The organism is Burkholderia sp. USMB20 (assembly GCF_000949135.2).
Classification (GTDB): domain Bacteria; phylum Pseudomonadota; class Gammaproteobacteria; order Burkholderiales; family Burkholderiaceae; genus Burkholderia.
The window spans coordinates 519,717-541,201 of sequence record NZ_JTAN02000012.1; the positions used below are offsets into that span (position 1 = coordinate 519,717).

Consider the following 21,485-nt stretch of genomic DNA (forward strand, 5'->3'; position numbering starts at 1 on the left):
CGCCGTGAGTATTGCCGGCGTTACTTGCGCAGTTCGACGACGAAGTCGTAGTAGTCGTTGCGGCAGTAGGTATCGGTGAGTTCGATCGCGCGCTGGTCGGCCGTATAACCGATCCGCGTGATCAGCAGCAGCGCATCGTGCGGCGCGATGCCCATCTGTTGCGCGATCTCGTCGGTCGCGTTGACCGCGCGGAAATGCTGCAGTGCGCGCACGATCGGCGTGCCGCGCGCTTCGAGATAGCTGTACAGCGAACCGCCGATCGCCTGCGGATCGGGAATCAGCGTGGCGGGGAACGTCGAATTCTCGACGGCCATCACGATGCCGTCGGCGAGGCGCAGGCGTTTCAGCCGTGTAACGGAGGCGGCCGGCGACAGGCCGAGCTGGATCACTTCGTCGCGATTCGCGGGCTGGATTTCGCGCTCGAGCCATTGCGAACTCGGCTTGAAGCCGCGGCGCTCGAGCATCTCGCTGAAGCTCGACAGCCGCGACAGCGGATCCTCGTAGCGCGGCCGGATGAAGTTGCCGGCGCCTTGCGTGCGGCGGATCAGGCCCTGCTCGACGAGCAGCGCGATCGCCTTGCGCGCGGTAATGCGCGACACGCCGAGCGCTTCGGACAGCACGCGTTCGGACGGCAGCGCCTCGCCGGCCGCCCAGCGATTGTCGTGGATCGCGTCGCCGAGCTTGCGGGCGAGCTGCAGGTAGAGCGGCGTGTCGTTGTCGGGGTCGGGGCGCAGGTCCTGCCAGCGGTCGTCCGTGGGAGCCTTCATGGAATGGGTATCGATCAGGGTGCCGGCCATTCTAAGTCATCATGCGGTGCCGTTATAGCCGGTTTTTGCCGCGTAACAGGTGGACGCCGCACCGATTGACTACACTGATGCGTCGTATTTGATGCTTCGGCCGCGGGTGCGCGGCCACGAATCCGCAGCGAGGAGCACATGACAGACACGATCGCCACGGTCGTCCTGCCGGACGGCGAGACGATTCCGAAACTCGGCCTGGGCACCTGGGAAATGGGCGAGCGGCCCGCGCGCCGCGCCGACGAGATCGCCGCATTGCGCGAGGGGATCGATCTCGGGATGACGCTGGTCGATACCGCCGAGATGTACGGCGACGGTGCGACCGAGGCACTCGTCGGCGAGGCGCTCGCCGGCCTGCGCGACGACGTGTTCCTGGTCAGCAAGGTGTATCCGCATCATGCGAGCCGGCGCGGCGTCGTCGCCGCGTGCGACGCGAGCCTCAAGCGTCTGCGTACCGATCGTCTCGACTTGTACCTGCTGCACTGGCGTGGTTCGGTGCCGCTCGAGGAGACGGTCGAGGGGTTCGAGGCGCTGCGACGCGCGGGCAAGATCCGCCACTGGGGCGTCAGCAACTTCGATACGGCCGACATGGCCGAGCTCGTCGACGAGGCGGGCGGGGGGCGCGTGCGCGACCAACCAGATTCTCTACAACATCGCGCGGCGCGGCCCGGAATTCGACCTGCTGCCGTGGCTCGCCGATCACCGGATGCCGGCGATGGCCTACAGCCCGGTCGATCACGGACGGCTGCCGAAGCGTTCTCCGCTCGATGAAATCGCGCGGCAGCGCGGTGTGTCGGTCACGCGCGTCGCACTCGCCTGGGTGCTTGCGCAGCCGGGCGTGTTCGCGATTCCGAAGACGTCGCGGATCGAGCACGTGCGGGACAATAGCGCCGCGCTCGATCTCGTGTTGAGCGATGACGAGCGCGCGCAACTCGACGGGTACTTCCGTCCGCCGCGCAGCAAGCGCGCGCTCGAAATGCTCTGACCGCGTCGGGGGCAGGCGACGCGTCGGTCAGTGGCCATGGCCACTGGACGATCCGCCGTTGCCGCCGGCACTGCCGCTTCCATTGCCATTGCCGACGCCATTGGCGCCACCGTTGCCAGCGCCGCCGCTACCGTTGCCATTACCGTCGCCACCGCCGTTGCCGTGACCGCCGGTGCCATGGCCGCCGGTGCCATGGCCGCCGGTGCCGGAACCACCGCCGGAACCACCGCCGGAACCACGCCGGAACCACCGCCCGAACCGCGCCCGACACGCCGCCCGAACCGCCGCCGATCCACCGCCGGATCCACCGCCGGAACCGCCGCCGGAACCGCCGCCGGACCACCGCCGGAACCACCGCCGGAACCACCGCCGGAACCGCCGCCGGAACCGCCGCCGGAACCGCCACCGGAACCACCGCCGGAACCGCCGCCGGAACCGCCACCGGAACGCCACCGGAACACCGCCGGAACCACCGCCACCGTGCCCCGCCACCGCCGAGGCCGCCACCACGTGACCTCCGCCACCGGAGCCTCCGCTACCGCCGGAGCCGCCGCCACCGTGACCTCCGTCGCCGTGGCCTCCGCCACCGCCGGAGCCGCCACCACCGTGACCTCCGTCGCCGTGGCCTCCGCCACCGCCGGAGCCGCCACCACCATGACCCCCGTCGCCGTGGCCTCCGCCACCGCCGGAGCCGCCACCGCCGTGACCTCCGTCGCCGTGGCCTCCATCGCCGTGACCTCCGTCACCGTGGCCTCCGTCACCGTGGCCTCCGTCGCCATGGCCTCCGTCACCGCCGGAGCCGCCACCGCCACCATGGCCGCCTCCGGAAGTACCGCCTCCGGAAGTACCGCCCCCGGAAGTACCGCCCCCGGAAGTACCGCCCCCGGAAGTACCGCCTCCGGAAGTACCGCCCCCGGAAGTACCGCCCCCGGAAGTACCGCCCCCGGAAGTACCACCTCCGGAAGTACCACCTCCGGAAGAACCACCGCCCGAAGTACCACCGCCTGAGCCCCCGCTGCCGGAGGCATTGCCGCCGCGGCCGGTGCCCCCCGAGCCAACCGAGCCGTTCGTCCCGCCCGTTGTCCCGCCGACGCCTGCGGGGCCGACGGCGCCATTGCCGTTGTTTCCGCCGCTACCCGTGCTGGCGCTCCCGCTTCCGGTCGTTCCGCCGCTACCGAGGCCGCCATTTCCGCCATTGCCGCCGCCGGCATACACACGCACCGCACAAGCGGCCGGGTTGGCCGCACATGACGCAGCGTTTTCGGCCAAGATCATCACGGTGTCCGCGCTGGACGTGGCGTCAGGCGCCGCGTTCTGCTCGATCTGGGCGGATGGGGGGGTGGAAGTGCCGTCACCCGGCAGCACGGTCACAGGAACGACGGTTGTCGTGTCCTGCGCGACGGCATACGAGCAGCAGCACGCAATCGCGGCTGCGGCCAGCAGGGTCATGCGATAGCACCGTCCCGTCGTGCGGGACAGTTGTTTCGTTATGCTCATCATTGGCCTCCCGATGCGCGCGATGCCTCGACACGCGCGTTCATCAACGTGTGGAGCAGGGGACCAGCAACGATGCAGTGTCGTTTCGGCGGCCGACGTGTGTCCGGCCGGCGCCAGAGGCCAGCCGCGAGCACGAGTCGGCACGCGGGCCCGCCGTGCGAATCCCTAATTGCGAGATTCGTGCCACCGGCCGGCTATGCCCGCGGCGCAAGGCGCGCACGTAGTGCGCGACAGCGTGCGATACGTCGTCGTGAGCTTTTTGTTTCCGAACTGAAACGTCTGACTACGTCTAGCGCGCCGTCGTGTCGGCAGCGCGCGGCCAGCGATGGCAGAGGATCGACGCGATCCAGGCGACGAGAAAGAGTGCGACGATGCCGTAACCGATCGCGCCGAAGCGTTCCCCGAGTGCATCGAGCGCATCGCGTACGGGGCCCGTCAACGACAGCTTGTCGGCGAGCAGGCCGGCGGCCTCGATCCCGCCGATGGCCAGCGCGACGGCCGCCGACAGCAGCGTGATGCTCGCGTTGTAGAGCAGCTTGCGCCGCGGGTCGTCCATCGCCCATCCGTACGCATGAATCATCAGGACATTGTCGGTCGAGTCGATCAGCGTCATGCCGGCGGCGAACAGCGCGGGAAACAGCATGACCGTATAGAGCGGCAGCGCGTGGCTCGCCTGTGCGGCCGCGATCGCGAGCAGCGCGATTTCGGTTGCAGTATCGAAACCCAGGCCGAACAGCACCCCGGCCGGATACATGTGCCAGCTCTTCGACACGAAGCGGAACAGCGGACGCAGCAGCCGACCGACGAGGCCGGCCGGCGGATGTGCATGCGAGGCGTCGTGCGCCTGATCGGGCGCGCCGCGATAGCGCCGCCACACGTCGCGCAGGATCACCAGGTTGATGCACGCGAGCACGAGCAGGAAGGTGGCCGACACGGCCGTGCCGATCGTGCCGCCGATCTCGCGGAATGCGTCGAAGCGGTCGCGCAGCGCGAACGCGCTCAGCGCGATGCCGAGCGTCGCGGCGATCACGATCGTCGAGTGGCCGAGCGAGAAGAACAGGCCGACCGTCACCGGACGCCGGCCTTCCTGCATCAGCTTGCGCGTCGCGACGTCGATCGCGGCGATGTGATCGGCGTCGACCGCATGACGCAGGCCGAGCCCGTACGCGATCGCCGCGGTGCCGAGCAGCAGCGGATGGTCGCGCAGCACCGCGAGTGCCCACAGCCAGACGGCGACGTTCGCGGCGATCAGGCCGGCATACAGCATCAGCAGGCGGCGCAGGGCAGGGGGGCGTGGCATCGGCAGGGTTCCGTCGGACGAATCGCGATGCATTGTGGCATGCGAAAAAAATGCCTGGCGTGCCGATCAAAAACGTCGCCGGCCGGTCGCATCGCTGCGTTCGACGGACGAAAAAAAGCCCGTCCGGAACCGGACGGGCTCGTGCTTGCCGCGCACCAGTGCGCAGGCGCGCCGTGCTTACTTCACTTTCGCGTTGATCACGGCTTCCGACACGTTCGCCGGCGTTTCCGCGTAGTGCTTGAACTCCATCGTGTACGTCGCACGGCCTTGCGTCGCCGAGCGCAGCGACGTCGAATAGCCGAACATTTCCGCGAGCGGCACCTCGGCGCGCACCAGCTTGCCGCCGCCGCCCGCGATGTCTTCCATCCCCTGCACGATGCCGCGCCGGCTCGACAGGTCGCCCATCACGTTGCCCATGAAGTCCTCGGGCGTCTCGACCTCGACGGCCATCATCGGCTCGAGCAGCACCGGCTTGGCCTTGCGCATCGCTTCCTTGAACGCCATCGAGCCGGCCATCCGGAACGCGTTTTCGTTCGAGTCGACGTCGTGGTACGAGCCGAACGTCAGGTGCACCTTCACGTCGACCACCGGGTAGCCCGCGAGCACGCCGCTCTTCAGCGTCTCGGTGATGCCCTTGTCGACGGCCGGGATGAATTCGCGCGGAATCACGCCGCCCTTGATCTCGTCGAGGAACTCGTAGCCCTTGCCGGGGTTCGGCTCCAGCGTGATCACCGCGTGCCCGTACTGGCCGCGCCCGCCCGACTGCTTGACGAACTTGCCCTCGACATCGGATGCCGTCGTGCGCACCGTTTCGCGATACGCGACCTGCGGCTTGCCGACCGTCGCCTCGACGCCGAACTCGCGCTTCATCCGGTCGACCAAGATTTCGAGGTGCAGCTCGCCCATCCCCGAAATGATCGTCTGGCCGGATTCCTCGTCGGTCTGCACGCGGAACGACGGATCTTCCTGCGCGAGACGGTTCAGCGCGAGGCCCATCTTCTCCTGGTCGGCCTTCGTCTTCGGCTCGACGGCCTGCGAGATCACCGGCTCCGGGAATTCCATCTTCTCGAGGATGATCGGCTTGGCCGGATCGCACAGCGTGTCGCCCGTCGTCGCTTCCTTCAGGCCCACTGCCGCTGCGATGTCGCCCGCGCGCACTTCCTTGATTTCCTTGCGCTCGTTCGCGTGCATCTGCAGGATCCGGCCGAGCCGCTCCTTCTTGTCCTTCGTCGCGTTCAGCACCGTGTCGCCCGATTCGACGACGCCCGAATACACGCGGAAGAAGATCAGCTGGCCGACGAACGGATCGGTCATGATCTTGAACGCGAGCGACGAGAACGGCTCGTCGTCGCTCGGGTGACGTTCGGCCGGCTTCTCCGGATCGTGGAAGTCGTGACCGAGGATGGCCGGCACGTCGACCGGCGACGGCAGGTAGTCGATCACCGCGTCGAGCATCGCCTGCACGCCCTTGTTCTTGAACGCGCTGCCGCACAGCATCGGCACGATCTCGTTGGCGATCGTGCGCTGGCGCAGCGCGGCCTTGATCTCGTCCTCGGTCAGCGATTCATGGTCGTGCAGGTACTTCTCGAGCAGTTCCTCGCTGGCTTCCGCGGCGGCCTCGACCATCTTCTCGCGCCATTCGTGCGCGAGCTCGACGAGATTCGCGGGGATGTCTTCGTACGTGAACTTCACGCCCTGGCTTTCGTCGTCCCAGACGATCGCCTTCATCTTCACGAGATCGACGACGCCCTGGAAATGATCTTCCGCGCCGATCGGAATCTGGATCGGCACGGCGACGCCCTTCAGGCGCTCGCCGATCTGGCGCTGCACGCGGAAGAAGTCCGCGCCGATGCGGTCCATCTTGTTGACGAACGCGATGCGCGGCACCTTGTACTTGTTCGCCTGGCGCCATACGGTTTCGGACTGCGGCTGCACGCCGCCGACCGAGTCGTAGACCATGCACGCGCCGTCGAGCACGCGCATCGAGCGCTCGACCTCGATCGTGAAGTCGACGTGCCCGGGCGTGTCGATGATGTTGATCCGGTGTTCGGGGTAGTTGCCGGCCATGCCTTTCCAGAAGGCCGTGGTCGCAGCCGACGTGATCGTGATGCCGCGTTCCTGCTCCTGCTCCATCCAGTCCATCGTGGCCGCGCCGTCGTGCACTTCACCGATCTTGTGGCTCACGCCGGTGTAAAACAGGATGCGCTCGGTCGTCGTGGTCTTGCCGGCATCGATGTGAGCGCTGATCCCGATATTGCGATAGCGCTCGATGGGGGTTTTGCGGGGCACGTGAACCTCCTGGTGGTTCGGATCGTAAGCGGGACGGCGGCGCCGGCCCGGGCTGAAACAAGCGAGATTTAAAGCATAGCGCTTGTCCGTGGCTTTTGCAGATGCGGGCAAGGTGCGCCGTATCAAGGCGGCCGCGGCCGCCGGCCGGCGAAAAAAAAGCCGGCGCCCAACAAGCAGGGCGGCCGGCTGCGGTCGATGCGCGGCGGTGCCGCGGCGATGGCGATTACTGGGCCTTGGGCAGCCCGTCGAGCTTCATGCCCGGCTTGATGCCTTTCGCCGCGAACCAGCCCTTGCTCATTTCGAGCGCATAGACGCCGTTGTTGCGCGGGCAGTGGTTGTCGGTCGTCTCGGCCTTCATCTCGTCGATGTCGGTGATCGTGCCGTCCGCGCGGACGAACGCGATCGACAGCGGGATCAGCGTGTTCTTCATCCAGAAGCAGTGCACGGCGTTCTCGTTGAACACGAACAGCATGCCTTCGTTCGGCGCGAGCTGCGACCGGTACATCAGCCCCTGTTCGCGATCGGCGTCGTTCGCGGCGACGGCCGCGTCGATCACGTACATGCCGGCGCGCAGCTTCACGCGCGGGAACTCGCCCGGCTGCTTGGCGCCGGGCGGCATCTGGGCGTGGGCGGTCTGCATGCCGAGTGCGAGGACGGCGAGCGCGGCGGGAAACACGGCGGCGCGCGCAAGGCGGCCGAGCGACGGGCGCAGGGAGAATCGCACAGCAGGGCTCCTATCGGGAAAACGAGACCCGCATGGTACGCGAAGCGCGCCGGCGGGCACAAAAAAGAAAAAGGCAGATCGCCTCGCGGTGATCTGCCTTTCAACGCCGTAAGAACGGCAAGACTGCGTGTTCTTGACTGCGTTATTACAAACAGCTTGCTTAGTTCGAAGCAGCTGCCGGTGCTTCGGCTTCGCTAGCTGCCTTCTTAGCTGCGTGGTGCTTCTTCTTTGCGTGGTGCTTCTTGGCAGCGTGCTTTGCCGGTGCCGAAGCAGCTGCCGGAGCAGCAGCCGAAGCAGCTTCCGGAGCCGAAGCTTGTGCGAATGCTGCCGTTGCGAAGAGGCCAGCGACCAGAGCGGCGATCAGTTTGTTCATGTTGTGTTCCTCAGCTTTAGTTAATTAACCAAATGACCCGGCAATAGGAGTCATGTCGTCTAACGGTGCCATCCACCTTTCGGTTGACAGACGCTTCGAGAAATTTCTCTTTGCGCTGCGGGCGCCGAATCGTATTCGAAGAAAACGTCGCTTTCGTGACGCAAACACGGAAATACCGGTTCGGCTGCCAATGCCGGATAGCTAAGGTTGGCATCTGCGTGGTTTAACGCACGATCTTCGCCGGCGGTTGACGAAAAAGATGACGAAAAATTCGCCCGTCGCGAATTCGTCATTCGGCGCGCGTGAAACCGTCCCACGGGGCCCGCTGCGGCAGCGCGATTGTTTCGCCCGGTGCAATGCCGAGCGCGAATATGTCGAGCGCGCCGATGCGGACACGCACGAGACGCAAGGTCGGGAAGCCGATCGCGGCCGTCATCCGGCGCACCTGCCGGTTCTTGCCTTCGGTGATCGCGAGTTCGATCCACGTGGTCGGGATCGCGGCGCGATAGCGGATCGGCGGGTTGCGCGGCCACAGCGCCTCGGGCGGTTCGATGAATTCGGCGCGACACGGGCGCGTCACGTAGTCGCCGAGATCGACGCCGCGCGCGAGCGCCTTCAGGTCGGCCGGGCCCGGCGCGCCGTCGACCTGCGCCCAGTAGCGCTTGACGAGCTTGTGGCGCGGTTCGGCGATGCGCGCCTGCAGCGCGCCGTCGTCGGTGAGCAGCAGCAGGCCCTCGCTGTCCGCGTCGAGCCGGCCGGCCGGGTAGACGCCGGGCGTGGTTACCCAGTCGCCGAGCGACGGCCGCGTCTCGTGCGCGGAAAACTGGCAAATCGTGCCGAACGGCTTGTTGAGGGCGATCAGGGTCATGGCGGGGCGCTCGCCCGGCGTGCCGCGGGGCGGCGGGACGGGCGGTCTATGGCAAATGGCGGAATCTTAATGCATAATACGGAACGGCAAGTCCTCTGTCTTATATAAGACATAAGGGAAGACTTGATACGCAGCGTCGCGCTTCGTGCCGCCGGCCCCGGTTGGGGCGCTAGAATAGCGGCTCGCTGTTGCCGTCACGAAGGTGGCAAGGCCACCTCGCCGCGCGCGCAGTTTCGACCAGCATCACCTGCTCAGCCACGTCACTGGAGTCGATCATGCCGTATCAGCACATCAAGGTTCCGGAGGGCGGTGACAAGATCACCGTCAACAAGGACTTCTCGCTCAACGTTTCCGATCAGCCGATCATTCCCTACATCGAAGGCGACGGTACGGGCTTCGATATCACGCCGGTCATGATCAAGGTCGTCGACGCGGCGGTCGCGCATGCCTACAAGGGCAAGCGCAAGATTCACTGGATGGAGATCTTCGCGGGCGAGAAGGCGACCAAGGTGTACGGTCCGGACGTGTGGCTGCCGGACGAGACGCTGCAGGTGCTGAAGGAATACGTGGTGTCGATCAAGGGGCCGCTCACGACCCCGGTCGGCGGCGGCATCCGTTCGCTGAACGTCGCGCTGCGCCAGGAACTCGACCTCTATGTCTGCCTGCGCCCGGTCCAGTATTTCAAGGGTGTGCCGTCGCCGGTGCGCGAGCCGCAAAAGATCGACATGGTGATCTTCCGCGAGAACTCGGAAGACATCTACGCGGGCATCGAATGGGCCGCGGGCTCCGAGCAGGCGAAGAAGGTCATCAAGTTCCTGCAGGAAGAGATGGGCGTGAAGAAGATCCGCTTCCCGGAAACCTCGGGGATCGGCGTCAAGCCCGTGTCGACCGAAGGCACCGAGCGTCTCGTGCGCAAGGCGATCCAGTACGCGATCGACAACGATCGCAAGTCGGTCACGCTGGTGCACAAGGGCAACATCATGAAGTTCACGGAAGGCCTGTTCCGTGACGCCGGCTATGCGCTCGCGCAGAAGGAATTCGGCGGCGAGCTGATCGACGGCGGCCCGTGGATGCGCGTGAAGAACCCGAAGACGGGCAACGAGATCGTCATCAAGGATTCGATCGCCGACGCGTTCCTGCAGCAGATCCTGCTGCGTCCGGCCGAATACGACGTGATCGCGACGCTGAACCTGAACGGCGACTACATCTCCGACGCACTGGCCGCGCAGGTCGGCGGCATCGGGATCGCGCCGGGCGCGAACCTGTCGGATTCGGTCGCGATGTTCGAGGCGACCCACGGCACGGCGCCGAAGTACGCGGGCAAGGATTACGTGAACCCCGGTTCCGAGATCCTGTCGGCGGAAATGATGCTGCGCCACCTCGGCTGGACGGAAGCGGCCGACACGATCATCGCCGCGATGGAGAAGTCGATCCTGCAGAAGCGCGTCACGTACGACTTCGCGCGTCTGATGGAAGGCGCGACGCAGGTGTCGTGCTCCGGCTTCGGCGAAGTGCTGATCGAGAACATGTAAGTCCCTTCCGGGGCAGGCCGGCGGACCGCCGGCCGCCCCGGCGCCTACTGCCGGCGCCGGGGCGTTTCATGAACGGCAGGTTTGTTGGCAGGGCGGTCCGGCATGCGGGCCGCGGCGCCGCGATGCGGCCCGGGTGCCCTGCAAGGTAGAACATGACGGCCCTCGCAACACCACCGCCCGGCTAGCCGGCACACCCCTTTCGCGATCGACCCGGTCGCTCCCCGCCGGTTACCGCCGGCGCTCCTCAGTCCCAAATTTTCACGTAGCAACGCATCGACCATGTCCACTTCGCCCAAGATCATCTACACCCTCACCGACGAAGCGCCCGCGCTCGCGACCTATTCGCTGCTGCCGATCGTCAAGGCCTTCACGCGCTCGTCGGGCGTCGCCGTCGAAACGCGCGACATCTCGCTCGCCGGCCGCATCATCGCGGCATTCGCCGACGTCCTGCCGCCGGAGCAGAAGGGTTCCGACGATCTGGCCGAACTGGGCCAGCTCACGCTGAAGCCGGAAGCGAACATCATCAAGCTGCCGAACATCAGTGCATCGGTGCCGCAGCTCAAGGCCGCGATCGCCGAACTGCAGGCGCAGGGCTACAAGCTGCCGGCCTACCCGGAAGAGCCGTCGAGCGACGAAGAGAAGGCCGTCAAGGCCCGCTACGACAAGATCAAGGGCAGCGCGGTGAACCCGGTGCTGCGCGAAGGCAACTCCGACCGTCGCGCGCCGCTGTCGGTCAAGAACTACGCACGCAAGCACCCGCACAAGATGGGCGCATGGAAGGCCACGTCGAAGGCGCACGTCGCGCACATGACCGAAGGCGACTTCTACGGCAGCGAGAAGTCGGCGCTGATCGCCGATGCCGGCAGCGTGAAGATCGAACTCACGACGGCGGACGGCGTGAAGAAGGTGCTGAAGGAAAAGACGGCCGTGAAGGCCGGTGAAGTCATCGACGCCTCGGTGATGAGCCGCAAGGCGCTGCGCAGCTTCATCGAAGCGCAGATCGCCGACGCGAAGGCGCAGGACGTGCTGTTCTCGGTGCACCTGAAGGCGACCATGATGAAGGTCTCGGACCCGATCCTGTTCGGTCACTTCGTGTCGGTGTTCTACCGCGACGCGCTCGCGAAGCACGCGGACGTGCTGGCGCAGGCCGGCTTCAACCCGAACAACGGGATCGGCGACCTGTACGCGCGCCTGAAGGACCTGCCGGCCGACACGCGCGAAGCGATCGAAGCCGACGTCAAGGCCGAGTACGCGGTGCGGCCGCGCCTCGCGATGGTCAACTCGGACAAGGGCATCACGAACCTGCACGTGCCGAGCGACGTAATCGTCGACGCATCGATGCCGGCGATGATCCGCGAGTCGGGCTGCATGTGGGGCCCGGACGGTGAACTGTACGACGCGAAGGCCGTGATTCCGGACCGCTGCTACGCGGGCGTCTACCAGGCCGTGATCGAGGACTGCAAGCAGCATGGCGCATTCGACCCGGTCACGATGGGCAGCGTGCCGAACGTCGGCCTGATGGCGCAGGCGGCCGAGGAATACGGTTCGCACGACAAGACGTTCCTGATCCCGGCCGACGGCGTCGTGCGCGTCACCGACGAAGCCGGCAACGTGCTGCTCGAGCACGCGGTCGAGTCGGGCGACGTCTGGCGCATGTGTCAGACCAAGGACGCACCGGTGCAGGACTGGGTCAAGCTCGCGGTGAACCGCGCCCGCGCGACCGGCGCGCCGGCCGTGTTCTGGCTCGATCCGGCACGTGCGCACGACGCGCAGATCATCGCGAAGGTCGAACGCTACCTGAAGGATCACGATACGAACGGCCTCGACATCCGCATCATGACGCCGGTCGACGCGACGCGTTTCTCGCTCGAGCGCATCCGCGCGGGCAAGGACACGATCTCGGTCACGGGCAACGTGCTGCGCGACTACCTGACCGACCTGTTCCCGATCATGGAACTCGGCACCAGCGCGAAGATGCTGTCGATCGTGCCGCTGATGGCCGGCGGCGGGATGTTCGAGACGGGCGCGGGCGGCTCGGCACCGAAGCACGTGCAGCAGTTCGTCGAGGAAGGCTTCCTGCGCTGGGATTCGCTCGGCGAATTCCTCGCGCTGGCTGCGTCGCTCGAACACCTCGGCAACGCTTACCAGAACCCGAAGGCGCTCGTGCTCGCGAAGACGCTCGACCAGGCGACCGGCAAGTTCCTGGACGAGAACAAGTCGCCGGCGCGCAAGGTCGGCGGCCTCGACAACCGCGGCAGCCACTTCTACCTGTGCCTGTACTGGGCGCAGGCGCTGGCCGAGCAGACCGAGGACGCCGCGCTGAAGGCGCAGTTCGAAGGCGTCGCGAAGTCGCTGTCCGACAGCGAAGCGCGCATCCTGGAAGAACTGTCGGCCGCGCAGGGCAAGGCACAGGCGATCGGCGGCTACTACCGTCCGAGCGTCGAGCTGACGAGCCAGGCGATGCGCCCGAGCGCAACGCTGAACGGCATCGTCGACGCAGTCGCCTGACGCCGGCCGCGCCACCGCGCGCGCCCTGGCAACGGCGGCAGCCGACGCGGCGGGCCTGGCGGCTCGCCGTCCCGCCGACAATGAAAACGCCCCGGTCGCCCGGGGCGTTTTTCGTTGCAGGCGTACCATTCAGACGTGAACGATTTCCCATTCGGCGATTTCGTGCGGCACTTCGAGCGTGGCCGTATCCAGTTCGGACGGCTGTTCGCAGTCGCCGCGGGAGATGTGGTCGGCTGCCACTTCCGGGCACGAGAACGCGCCGAGCGAGGCGTTGCCGAACGTCGCTTCCCAGCCGCCGTTTGCCGGCAGGATGTAGAACGACCCGAGCGCTGAACCAAAGCGAAATCCCTTCATTTCCGTTCTCCCTTTCTGATCACAAGCGATTCTGGTGTGCCGCCCGCCGGCGCGTCCGGCTGTGGCCCGACTGGCTGCTTGCGCCGGGTTCCGTATCGAACGTCGTGGCGAAGCGTCAGTGCATGGAACAAAGTCTACGTCCGCGAGCGCGCTCGATGGTGCGCGTAGAACGCTTTCTCGAAACAAAAATTCTCCTTTTAAAACAATGTGATATTTCGTGTGTTTTGTATTGCGGAATGATTTTTGGCATCGCGAAACAGCGAATTTGTGCCGTGCACCACGAATTTTTATAAAGCAGAGACTTGTTCCACATCGTGAAAAATCGAGGGGTTCAGGCAAAGAGGGCGCGCGACGCGTTGATGACGCGATGCGCAGCGGCAGCAAATGCCTTCGATCGCGCGTGACCAAAGCGGGTGAGGCAAGGCGTCGATCGGCCCGGCCGGCGCGAGGGCAGCGGGGCCCGCGGCGTCATTCGATGAGCGAAAACGCGGCCCGCGCGGCGCGCGAATCGTCGGGCCGGCCGCGTCGTGCGGCGTATCGACGCTCGCGCGGTGTCGCGGCGTTTCGACCGAGTGCTGCGGTTATGATGACGCGGGCATCGGATTGCGCGTCGCACGGGCGCTACCCCGTGCCGGCACGCGCGCAGGTCGAGACGGCCGCGCGATGCAGCACGAATAACGAGGAACGATTGATGATACGGAGAACCTTCCTGTCGCACGCCATCGGTGTCGCGGCCGCTTCGCTGTTTGCGCGCGCCGCATGGGCGCAGCATGCCGGTCACGCGGGCATGGCCGGCATGGATCAGATGGACGACATGCCGGGCATGTCGGGAATGGCGGACCACGCGCAGCACGCGAAGCCGGCGCCGGCCGCGCTCGCCGCGGCCGATGCGCTGCCGGCCGGCACGCCGCTCGCGTCGCTGCGCACCCTGGCAAACGAAAGCCGCGAACCCGGCACGTTCCGCGCGACGCTGGTCGCGCAGCCGGTCGCGCGTCCGATGCTGCACGGTGCGCGTCCGACGACGTTCTGGCAGTTCGGCACGGACACGCAAGGGCCCGTTGTCGGCCCGCTGATCGACGTGCGCGAGGGCGACACGGTCGAGATCCGCTTCGTGAACAAACTGCCGCAACCGTCGACGATCCACTGGCACGGGCTGCCGGTGCCGCCCGACCAGGACGGCAATCCGTCCGATCCGGTCGCGCCGGGCGCGTCGCATGTGTACCGCTTCACGCTGCCGAAGGGCAGCGCCGGCACCTACTGGTATCACCCCCATCCGCACATGATGACGGCCGAACAGGTATTCCGCGGGCTTGCGGGGCCCTTCATCGTGCGCGCCGCCGACGACCCGCTCGCCGGCTGGCCCGAGCGCAACCTGTTCGTATCCGACCTGAAGCTCGCGCGCGACGGCACGATCCCGCCGAACGACATGATGGACTGGATGAACGGCCGCGAAGGCCAGTTCGTGCTGGTCAACGGGGCGCGCCGGCCGCGGATCGACGTCGCGAGCGACGAGCGCTGGCGCGTGTGGAACGCATGCAGCGCGCGCTACCTGCGCGTCGCATTCGACGACGGTCGCGCGTTCGAGCAGGTCGGCACCGACGGCGGGTTGTTCGACGCGCCGCGCCGCGCGACGTCGCTGCTGCTCGCGCCGGGCGAGCGTGCGGAACTGCTGGTGCGCGCCGGCGACCGCGCGTCACGCGCGGTGCTGCAGGCGGCCGAGTACGACCGCCGCAAGATGGCAATGTCGCACGACGGCGGCCACGGCAGCCTGCCGCCGGATCCGGCGCTGGCGCTCGCCGATGTCGCGTTCGCGCCTGCAGCGGCGCGCGCGCTGCCGGCGACGCTGCGCATGGTGCCCGCGCTCGGCGAGCCGGTCGCGCAGAAGACGATCGAGTTCGGCGAAAAGATGGACATGGACGCGATGATGAAAGGGCCGGCACACGGCCGCCCGGCGGGGATGCGCTTCATGATCAACGGTGCGACCTACGCGCCGCATCGCACGACGCTGACCAGCCGCCGCGGCGACGTCGAGCGCTGGACCCTGCGCAACGCCACCGACATGGATCACCCGTTCCACTTGCATGGCACGCAATTCCAGGTGATCGAGCGCGCGTCGGACGGCACACGCACGAGCGAACCGTTCCGCGCATGGCGCGATACCGTCAACGTGCGCCGCGGCGAGACCGTGACGCTACTCGTCACGCAAGACATGCCCGGCGAGCGCATGTTTCATTGCCACATTCTCGAACACGAGGATCTCGGCATGATGGGCACGCTGAAGGTCGTGTAACGGATATCGAATATGTTTCACGCGCATGACGGCATTCGATCTGCGCGTGCGACAAGACAATACGTGTTCGATTATCGGGATTGAACGAAAAGGCCGGCCAATCGAATTAACGAGTGGCCGGCCTGAAAAAAAAGAAACCCGGCGCAATGCCGGGTTTCTTCGTCTGATATCCGGTGCCTTACGCGGCCTGGATGTTCGACGCTTGCTTGCCCTTCGGCCCTTGAACGACCTCGAAGCTCACCTTCTGGCCTTCCTTCAGGGTCTTGAAGCCCTGCATGTTGATGGCCGAGAAGTGCGCAAACAGATCTTCACCGCCCTCGTCGGGAGTGATGAAACCGAAGCCCTTCGCGTCGTTGAACCACTTAACGATACCAGTTGCCATTTCCTACTTCCCCTGTCACACAGTCGCTGCTACTTACCACGAGCACGCTCGAAAAGCTAAACGACCGGAAAATACAGCCGTTCCCCCCTCACAAGCTCACCTTCGGCCTCTTTCATTTCGCCAACCGGCGAGTTGAAAAAAGTGCCAGCTTGATTGTTGGCGCTCTTTATTTGAGTGTCAAGGGGAATTTTTAGACGTTTAGAGGGACGTTGTAAAGAACCCATTTTCAGGGTTTTTCCGGCTTTGCTTTGCAGCATCCCGTCGAGCGCGCGGACTTGAAAAGACGCATAATCGGCTCATATACCAGGCTCGAGTGACACGCGATCGAGTCGTCCCGGCTTGTGGGATACTGGACGCGGATGCGACGTCCGGTGCAGTTTCCCCCTGACGGTTCGTGTTCCGCGCCACGTGTGAAAGCCGGCACCGCAGCCGGCTTTCGTATGGTGCGAAGACGATCGCGGGTCGTCGGGAACCAGGGAGGGCACCGGCCGGTCGGTCGGGTAACGGCAGGATTGCGGGCCTGTCCGAGTTGTTTAGAATGGGTGTATGGCGATTATCCCGGACAAGCAGGACAGCACCGTCCTGGAACGCAAGCAGCAGAAGCTCAAGCCGCCTTCGATGTACAAGGTGGTGCTGCTGAACGACGACTTCACGCCGATGGAGTTCGTCGTGATGGTCGTACAGGAGTATTTCAAGAAGGATCGCGAGACGGCCACGCAGATCATGCTGAAGGTCCATCGCGAAGGGCGAGGGGTTTGTGGGGTCTATACGCGGGACATCGCGTCGACCAAGGTTGAGCAAGTCGTTACCCATGCGCGGCAGGCCGGGCATCCGCTGCAGTGCGTGATGGAGGAAGCATGATTGCCCAGGAATTGGAAGTCAGCCTGCACATGGCGTTCATGGAAGCACGCCAGGCGCGCCATGAGTTCATTACGGTCGAGCATCTGCTGCTGGCCCTGCTGGATAATCCGACGGCAGCCGAGGTGTTGCGCGCGTGTGCGGCCAACATCGAGGACTTGCGTCAGAACCTGCGCAATTTCATCCACGACAACACACCTACCGTCCCGGGCACCGACGATGTCGATACCCAGCCGACGCTCGGTTTCCAGCGCGTGATCCAGCGCGCGATCATGCACGTCCAGTCGACGTCGAACGGCAAGAAGGAAGTGACCGGCGCGAACGTGCTGGTCGCGATCTTCGGCGAGAAGGATTCGCACGCGGTCTACTACCTGCAGCAGCAGGGCGTCACGCGCCTGGACGTCGTGAACTTCATTTCGCATGGCATCGCGAAGACGAACGGCGGCGAAGCCGCGAAGTCGTCCGACGCGAACGCGGAAAGCGAAGACGCGAACGCGCAGAAGGAAACCCCGCTCGCGCAGTTCACGCAGAACCTGAACCAGATGGCGAAGGACGGCCGCATCGATCCGCTGATCGGCCGCGAGCCCGAGGTCGAGCGCGTCGTGCAGGTGCTGTGCCGCCGCCGCAAGAACAATCCGCTGCTCGTCGGCGAGGCCGGCGTCGGCAAGACCGCGATCGCGGAAGGGCTCGCCTATCGCATCACGCGCGGCGAAGTGCCGGACATCCTCGCGAACGCGCAGGTGTATTCGCTCGACATGGGCGCGCTGCTGGCGGGCACCAAGTATCGCGGCGACTTCGAGCAGCGTCTGAAGACGGTGCTGAAGGAGCTGAAGGAACGGCCGCACGCGATCCTGTTCATCGACGAAATCCACACGCTGATCGGCGCGGGCGCCGCATCGGGCGGCACGCTCGACGCGTCGAACCTGCTGAAGCCGGCGCTGTCGTCGGGCACGCTCAAGTGCATCGGCGCGACCACGTTCACCGAGTATCGCGGCATCTTCGAGAAGGACGCGGCGCTGTCGCGGCGCTTCCAGAAGGTCGACGTGACGGAGCCGACCGTCGAGCAGACGGTCGCGATCCTGCGCGGGCTGAAGTCGCGCTTCGAGGAGCATCACGGCGTCAAGTATTCGTCGGGCGCGCTGTCGGCCGCGGCCGAACTGTCGGCGCGCTTCATCACCGACCGTCACCTGCCGGACAAGGCGATCGACGTGATCGACGAAGCGGGTGCCGCGCAGCGCATCCTGCCGAAGTCGAAGCAGAAGAAGACGATCGGCAAGAGCGAGATCGAGGAAATCATCTCGAAGATCGCGCGTGTGCCGGCGCAGAGCGTGTCGCAGGACGATCGCAGCAAGCTGCAGACGCTCGACCGCGACCTGAAGAGCGTCGTGTTCGGCCAGGATCCGGCGATCGACGCGCTCGCCGCGTCGATCAAGATGGCGCGTGCGGGCCTCGGCAAGATGGACAAGCCGATCGGCGCGTTCCTGTTCTCCGGCCCGACGGGCGTCGGCAAGACCGAAGTGGCGCGCCAGCTCGCGTTCACGCTCGGCATCGAGCTGATCCGCTTCGACATGTCGGAATACATGGAGCGTCACGCGGTGAGCCGGCTGATCGGCGCGCCGCCGGGCTACGTCGGGTTCGACCAGGGCGGCTTGCTGACCGAAGCCGTCACGAAGAAGCCGCACTGCGTGCTGCTGCTCGACGAGATCGAGAAGGCGCATCCGGACATCTTCAACGTGCTGCTGCAGGTGATGGACCACGGCACGCTGACGGACAACAACGGCCGCAAGGCGGATTTCCGCAACGTCATCATCATCATGACGACGAACGCGGGCGCCGAGTCGATGCAGAAGGCGACGATCGGCTTCACGACGCGCCGCGAAACGGGCGACGAGATGACCGACATCAAGCGCCTGTTCACGCCGGAGTTCCGCAACCGTCTGGACGCGATCATCAGCTTCCGCTCGCTCGATGAGGAAATCATCATGCGCGTGGTCGACAAGTTCCTGATCCAGCTCGAGGAGCAGCTGCACGAGAAGAAGGTCGACGCGCTCTTCACCGACGCGTTGCGCAAGCATCTCGCGAAGCACGGCTTCGACCCGCTGATGGGGGCGCGGCCGATGCAGCGGCTGATCCAGGACACGATCCGTCGCGCGCTGGCCGACGAGCTGCTGTTCGGCAAGCTCGTCAATGGCGGCCATGTGACGGTCGACGTGGACGAAAACGACAAGGTGCAGTTGTCGTTCGACAAGCTGGCGAATCCGCCGCACAAGCCGAACGAAGAGGCGGTCGAAGTCGAATAAGCGATAATTCGTGGTTCATGCGAACGGCGCGGGAAGTTCTCCGCGCCGTTTCGTTTTATCTGGCGCCGGTGGCGCGATGGTGGTGCAGGGGAGTGGTAACGCAGTGACACAACAACAACAACGATCGTTCGACAACATCGTCGCGCGCGAACAAGGCTTGCGCCATGCGCTGACGTCCGGGCAGATGGCGATGATCGCGATCGGCGGCGCGATCGGCACGGGGCTGTTCCTCGGCAGCGGGTTCGCGATCGGGCTCGCCGGCCCCAGCGTGCTGGTTTCGTACGCGATCGGCGCGCTGATCGCGCTGCTGCTGATGGGCGCGCTCGCGGAAATGACGGTCGCGCATCCGACGGCCGGTTCGTTCGGCGCGTATGCCGAGCACTACGTCGGCCCGCTCGCGGGCTTTCTCGTGCGCTATGCATACTGGTTCGCGGTAGTGTTCGCGATTGGCACCGAGATCAGCGCGATCGCCGTCTTCATGAAGTACTGGTTTCCGGCCGTGCCCGGCTGGTATTGGGTGATCGGCTTCTCCGCGCTGCTGATCGCGGTGAACCTGGCGAGCGTCACGCTGTACGGCTCGGTCGAATACGCATTCTCGCTGTTGAAGATCGCGGCGATCGTCGTGTTCATCGTGCTCGGCGCGTATCTCGTGTGGTCGGCGCCGGCGGCTTCCGGCATCGGCTTCGCGAACTACACCGCGCATGGCGGCTTCATGCCGAAAGGGCCGTGGGGCACCTGGGTCGCGGTGATCGTCGCGATCTTCAGCTACATGAGCATCGAGGCGGTCGCGATCGCGGCCGGCGAGGCGCGCGATCCGCAGCACGCGGTCACGCGCGCGTTCCGCTCGACGGTGTTCCGGCTCGTGCTGTTCTATCTGCTGACGCTGTCGCTGATGCTCGCGATCGTGCCGTGGACCCAGGCCGGCACCGACGAAAGCCCGTTCGTGAAGGTGATGGCCGCGACGCACGTGCCGTATGCGGCCGGCGTGATCAACTTCGTGCTGCTGATCGCGGCGCTGTCGGCGATGAACAGCCAGCTCTACGTGACGACGCGGATGATGTTCAGCCTGTCGCGCGCGCGGCTCGCGCCGGCGGTGTTCGGCCGGCTCGGCGGCAACGGCGTGCCGCGCGCGGCGCTGTGGATCTCGACCAGCGGCGTCGCGGTCGCGGCCGTGCTGGTCGCGCTGTCGCCCGACACCGCGTTTACCGTGATGATGGCGATCGCGATGTTCGGCGCGCTGTTCACGTGGATGATGATCTTCGTCACGCACCTGCGCTTTCGCGCGCGGTACCGCGGGCCGGCGCTCGCGTTCCGGATGTGGGGGCACCCGTTCGGCAGCCTGCTCGGTGCCGGGCTCGTCGGCGCGATCCTGCTGACGACCGCGTTCACGCGCGAATTCCGGATGACGATGGTGGTCGGCGTCGTGTTCGTCGTGCTGCTGACGCTCGCGTACGCGCTGCACTATCGGCACCAGCACGCGCGCTGACGCGTGCGTTCCCGCCGCGGGGCTGCAGCCCGCGCGGCATCGCAACGCCCGCCGCGCTAAGGTTCCGTTAAGCCGGCGGCGATTACATTCGAACCTGTCCGCGATCCGGGCCGGCGCACGCCAGCCCGGCGCCATCTGTAAAAGGGGTTCGAATGAACAAACTTCCCGAAATCACGCTCGCGTTCTGGATCATGAAGATCTGCGCGACGACGCTCGGCGAAACCGGCGGCGACCTGCTCTCGATGACGCTGAACGTCGGCTATGCGGTGAGCTCGATCCTGCTGTTCGGTTTCTTTCTCGTCACGCTGGGCGCGCAGCTCAGGACGACGCAGTATCGCCCGGCGATCTACTGGGCCGTGATCGTCGCGACGAGCACGGCGGGCACGACGATGTCCGATTTCATGGATCGCACGCTCGGCCTCGGCTACGCGGCCGGCTCGTCGATTCTCGTCGCGATCCTGCTGGCGATCTTCACGGTGTGGCGCCTGAGCGGCGAATCGCTGTCGGTCGACCTGATCCGCACGCGCAAGGTCGAGCTGCTGTACTGGATCGCGATCCTGTTCTCGAACACGCTCGGCACCGCGCTCGGCGATTTCCTCGCGGACAGCTCGGGCCTCGGCTTCGGCGGCGGCGCGCTGCTGATCGGCGGGCTGCTCGCGGCGATCGTGCTCGCGCACTACTTCACGCGCATTTCCGGCGTGCTGCTGTTCTGGGCGGCGTTCGTGCTCACGCGTCCGTTCGGGGCGACGGTCGGCGACCTGCTGACGAAACCGGTCGCCAAGGGCGGACTCGCGCTCGGCACGGTCGGCTCGTCGGCGGTGCTGCTCGGCGTGCTGGTCGCGCTGGTGATCTACGCGAGCATCGCGCAGGCGCGGCGCCGCGAACTCGTACCCGCGCGGATCGCGCAGACGGCCGAGCGGTGAGCGAAGCCGGACCGAACCG

General features: G+C 66.0%; 16 protein-coding genes and 1 pseudogene. 8 read left to right on the forward strand and 9 right to left on the reverse strand.

The annotated features are described in order from the left end of the window. Window positions 1-20 precede the first annotated feature (20 nt). A complete protein-coding gene (locus PL79_RS15610; RefSeq protein ID WP_044845577.1) occupies window positions 21-767 on the reverse strand; it encodes a GntR family transcriptional regulator in 747 nt (248 codons plus the stop codon). Between the two features lie 168 nt (window positions 768-935). On the opposite strand from PL79_RS15610, the pseudogene PL79_RS15615 reads away from it, so the two are divergent. After that, a pseudogene (locus PL79_RS15615) lies at window positions 936-1,782 on the forward strand (aldo/keto reductase). A 1,786-nt stretch (window positions 1,783-3,568) separates the two neighbouring features. On the opposite strand, the gene PL79_RS15640 reads toward PL79_RS15615, so the two are convergent. The 5 genes from PL79_RS15640 to PL79_RS15660 form a co-directional block, all read right to left on the reverse strand. Beyond that, window positions 3,569-4,579, reverse strand: a complete 1,011-nt coding sequence (locus PL79_RS15640) for a HoxN/HupN/NixA family nickel/cobalt transporter (RefSeq protein WP_044845641.1) — start codon at window positions 4,577-4,579, stop codon at window positions 3,569-3,571. A 177-nt stretch (window positions 4,580-4,756) separates the two neighbouring features. Next, window positions 4,757-6,868, reverse strand: coding sequence for an elongation factor G (gene fusA / locus PL79_RS15645; protein ID WP_044845578.1), 2,112 nt, complete (start codon window positions 6,866-6,868; stop codon window positions 4,757-4,759). 223 nt (window positions 6,869-7,091) lie between these two features. Then, window positions 7,092-7,592: a DUF192 domain-containing protein gene (locus PL79_RS15650; RefSeq protein WP_044845579.1), complete on the reverse strand. Its 501-nt coding sequence runs from the start codon at window positions 7,590-7,592 to the stop codon at window positions 7,092-7,094. A 160-nt stretch (window positions 7,593-7,752) separates the two neighbouring features. Next, complete coding sequence (locus PL79_RS15655) at window positions 7,753-7,965, reverse strand: hypothetical protein (protein WP_072465376.1); 213 nt, start codon at window positions 7,963-7,965, stop codon at window positions 7,753-7,755. 289 nt (window positions 7,966-8,254) lie between these two features. Then, window positions 8,255-8,833: a pseudouridine synthase gene (locus PL79_RS15660; RefSeq protein WP_044845580.1), complete on the reverse strand. Its 579-nt coding sequence runs from the start codon at window positions 8,831-8,833 to the stop codon at window positions 8,255-8,257. A gap of 275 nt (window positions 8,834-9,108) precedes the next feature. Here PL79_RS15660 and icd point away from each other — a divergent pair, with 275 nt between their 5' ends. Then, window positions 9,109-10,365, forward strand: coding sequence for an NADP-dependent isocitrate dehydrogenase (gene icd / locus PL79_RS15665; RefSeq protein WP_044845581.1), 1,257 nt, complete (start codon window positions 9,109-9,111; stop codon window positions 10,363-10,365). Between the two features lie 279 nt (window positions 10,366-10,644). After that, the gene (locus tag PL79_RS15670; protein WP_044845582.1) at window positions 10,645-12,873 is read left to right on the forward strand and encodes an NADP-dependent isocitrate dehydrogenase; all 2,229 of its coding nucleotides are present in this window, start codon (window positions 10,645-10,647) and stop codon (window positions 12,871-12,873) included. Between the two features lie 129 nt (window positions 12,874-13,002). Here the strand turns inward: PL79_RS15670 and PL79_RS15675 are convergent, their stop codons facing one another. After that, the gene (locus PL79_RS15675) at window positions 13,003-13,227 is read right to left on the reverse strand and encodes a hypothetical protein (protein WP_044845583.1); all 225 of its coding nucleotides are present in this window, start codon (window positions 13,225-13,227) and stop codon (window positions 13,003-13,005) included. 691 nt (window positions 13,228-13,918) lie between these two features. Between PL79_RS15675 and PL79_RS15680 the strand changes: the two genes are divergently transcribed. Further along, on the forward strand, window positions 13,919-15,517 hold the full coding sequence (locus PL79_RS15680; protein WP_044845642.1) for a multicopper oxidase family protein: 1,599 nt from the start codon (window positions 13,919-13,921) through the stop codon (window positions 15,515-15,517). 178 nt (window positions 15,518-15,695) lie between these two features. Here the strand turns inward: PL79_RS15680 and PL79_RS15685 are convergent, their stop codons facing one another. Both PL79_RS15685 and PL79_RS36140 read right to left on the reverse strand, forming a co-directional pair. Further along, entirely contained in the window at window positions 15,696-15,899 is a 204-nt protein-coding gene (locus PL79_RS15685) for a cold-shock protein (protein WP_004196460.1), read from the reverse strand. Between the two features lie 56 nt (window positions 15,900-15,955). Continuing rightward, on the reverse strand, window positions 15,956-16,156 hold the full coding sequence (locus PL79_RS36140) for a hypothetical protein (protein ID WP_185641051.1): 201 nt from the start codon (window positions 16,154-16,156) through the stop codon (window positions 15,956-15,958). Between the two features lie 289 nt (window positions 16,157-16,445). Here PL79_RS36140 and clpS point away from each other — a divergent pair, with 289 nt between their 5' ends. The 4 genes from clpS to PL79_RS15710 all read left to right on the forward strand — a co-directional run bounded on the left by clpS (window position 16,446) and on the right by PL79_RS15710 (window position 21,466). Continuing rightward, complete coding sequence (clpS, locus tag PL79_RS15695; protein ID WP_006398529.1) at window positions 16,446-16,760, forward strand: ATP-dependent Clp protease adapter ClpS; 315 nt, start codon at window positions 16,446-16,448, stop codon at window positions 16,758-16,760. Beyond that, window positions 16,757-19,057 (forward strand): ATP-dependent Clp protease ATP-binding subunit ClpA, encoded by a 2,301-nt coding sequence (gene clpA / locus PL79_RS15700; RefSeq protein WP_044845584.1) that lies wholly within the window; start codon window positions 16,757-16,759, stop codon window positions 19,055-19,057. Before clpS ends, clpA begins: the two co-directional genes overlap by 4 nt. A gap of 103 nt (window positions 19,058-19,160) precedes the next feature. Continuing rightward, entirely contained in the window at window positions 19,161-20,543 is a 1,383-nt protein-coding gene (locus PL79_RS15705) for an amino acid permease (RefSeq protein WP_442861557.1), read from the forward strand. Window positions 20,544-20,695: 152 nt separating this feature from the next. Next, entirely contained in the window at window positions 20,696-21,466 is a 771-nt protein-coding gene (locus PL79_RS15710; RefSeq protein WP_044845586.1) for a COG4705 family protein, read from the forward strand. Window positions 21,467-21,485 lie beyond the last annotated feature (19 nt).

Bases quoted from the DNA above. Each gene is read 5' to 3' on its own strand.
- PL79_RS15660 (WP_044845580.1), bottom strand. From the start codon at position 8,833: ATGACCCTGATCGCCCTCAACAAGCCGTTCGGCACGATTTGCCAGTTT.
- clpA (WP_044845584.1), top strand. From the start codon at position 16,757: ATGATTGCCCAGGAATTGGAAGTCAGCCTGCACATGGCGTTCATGGAA.
- PL79_RS15655 (WP_072465376.1), bottom strand. From the start codon at position 7,965: ATGAACAAACTGATCGCCGCTCTGGTCGCTGGCCTCTTCGCAACGGCA.
- PL79_RS15640 (WP_044845641.1), bottom strand. From the start codon at position 4,579: ATGCCACGCCCCCCTGCCCTGCGCCGCCTGCTGATGCTGTATGCCGGC.
- PL79_RS15710 (WP_044845586.1), top strand. From the start codon at position 20,696: ATGAACAAACTTCCCGAAATCACGCTCGCGTTCTGGATCATGAAGATC.
- PL79_RS15610 (WP_044845577.1), bottom strand. From the start codon at position 767: ATGAAGGCTCCCACGGACGACCGCTGGCAGGACCTGCGCCCCGACCCC.
- PL79_RS36140 (WP_185641051.1), bottom strand. From the start codon at position 16,156: ATGCTGCAAAGCAAAGCCGGAAAAACCCTGAAAATGGGTTCTTTACAA.
- PL79_RS15675 (WP_044845583.1), bottom strand. From the start codon at position 13,227: ATGAAGGGATTTCGCTTTGGTTCAGCGCTCGGGTCGTTCTACATCCTG.
- PL79_RS15685 (WP_004196460.1), bottom strand. From the start codon at position 15,899: ATGGCAACTGGTATCGTTAAGTGGTTCAACGACGCGAAGGGCTTCGGT.
- icd (WP_044845581.1), top strand. From the start codon at position 9,109: ATGCCGTATCAGCACATCAAGGTTCCGGAGGGCGGTGACAAGATCACC.
- clpS (WP_006398529.1), top strand. From the start codon at position 16,446: ATGGCGATTATCCCGGACAAGCAGGACAGCACCGTCCTGGAACGCAAG.
- PL79_RS15670 (WP_044845582.1), top strand. From the start codon at position 10,645: ATGTCCACTTCGCCCAAGATCATCTACACCCTCACCGACGAAGCGCCC.
- PL79_RS15680 (WP_044845642.1), top strand. From the start codon at position 13,919: ATGATACGGAGAACCTTCCTGTCGCACGCCATCGGTGTCGCGGCCGCT.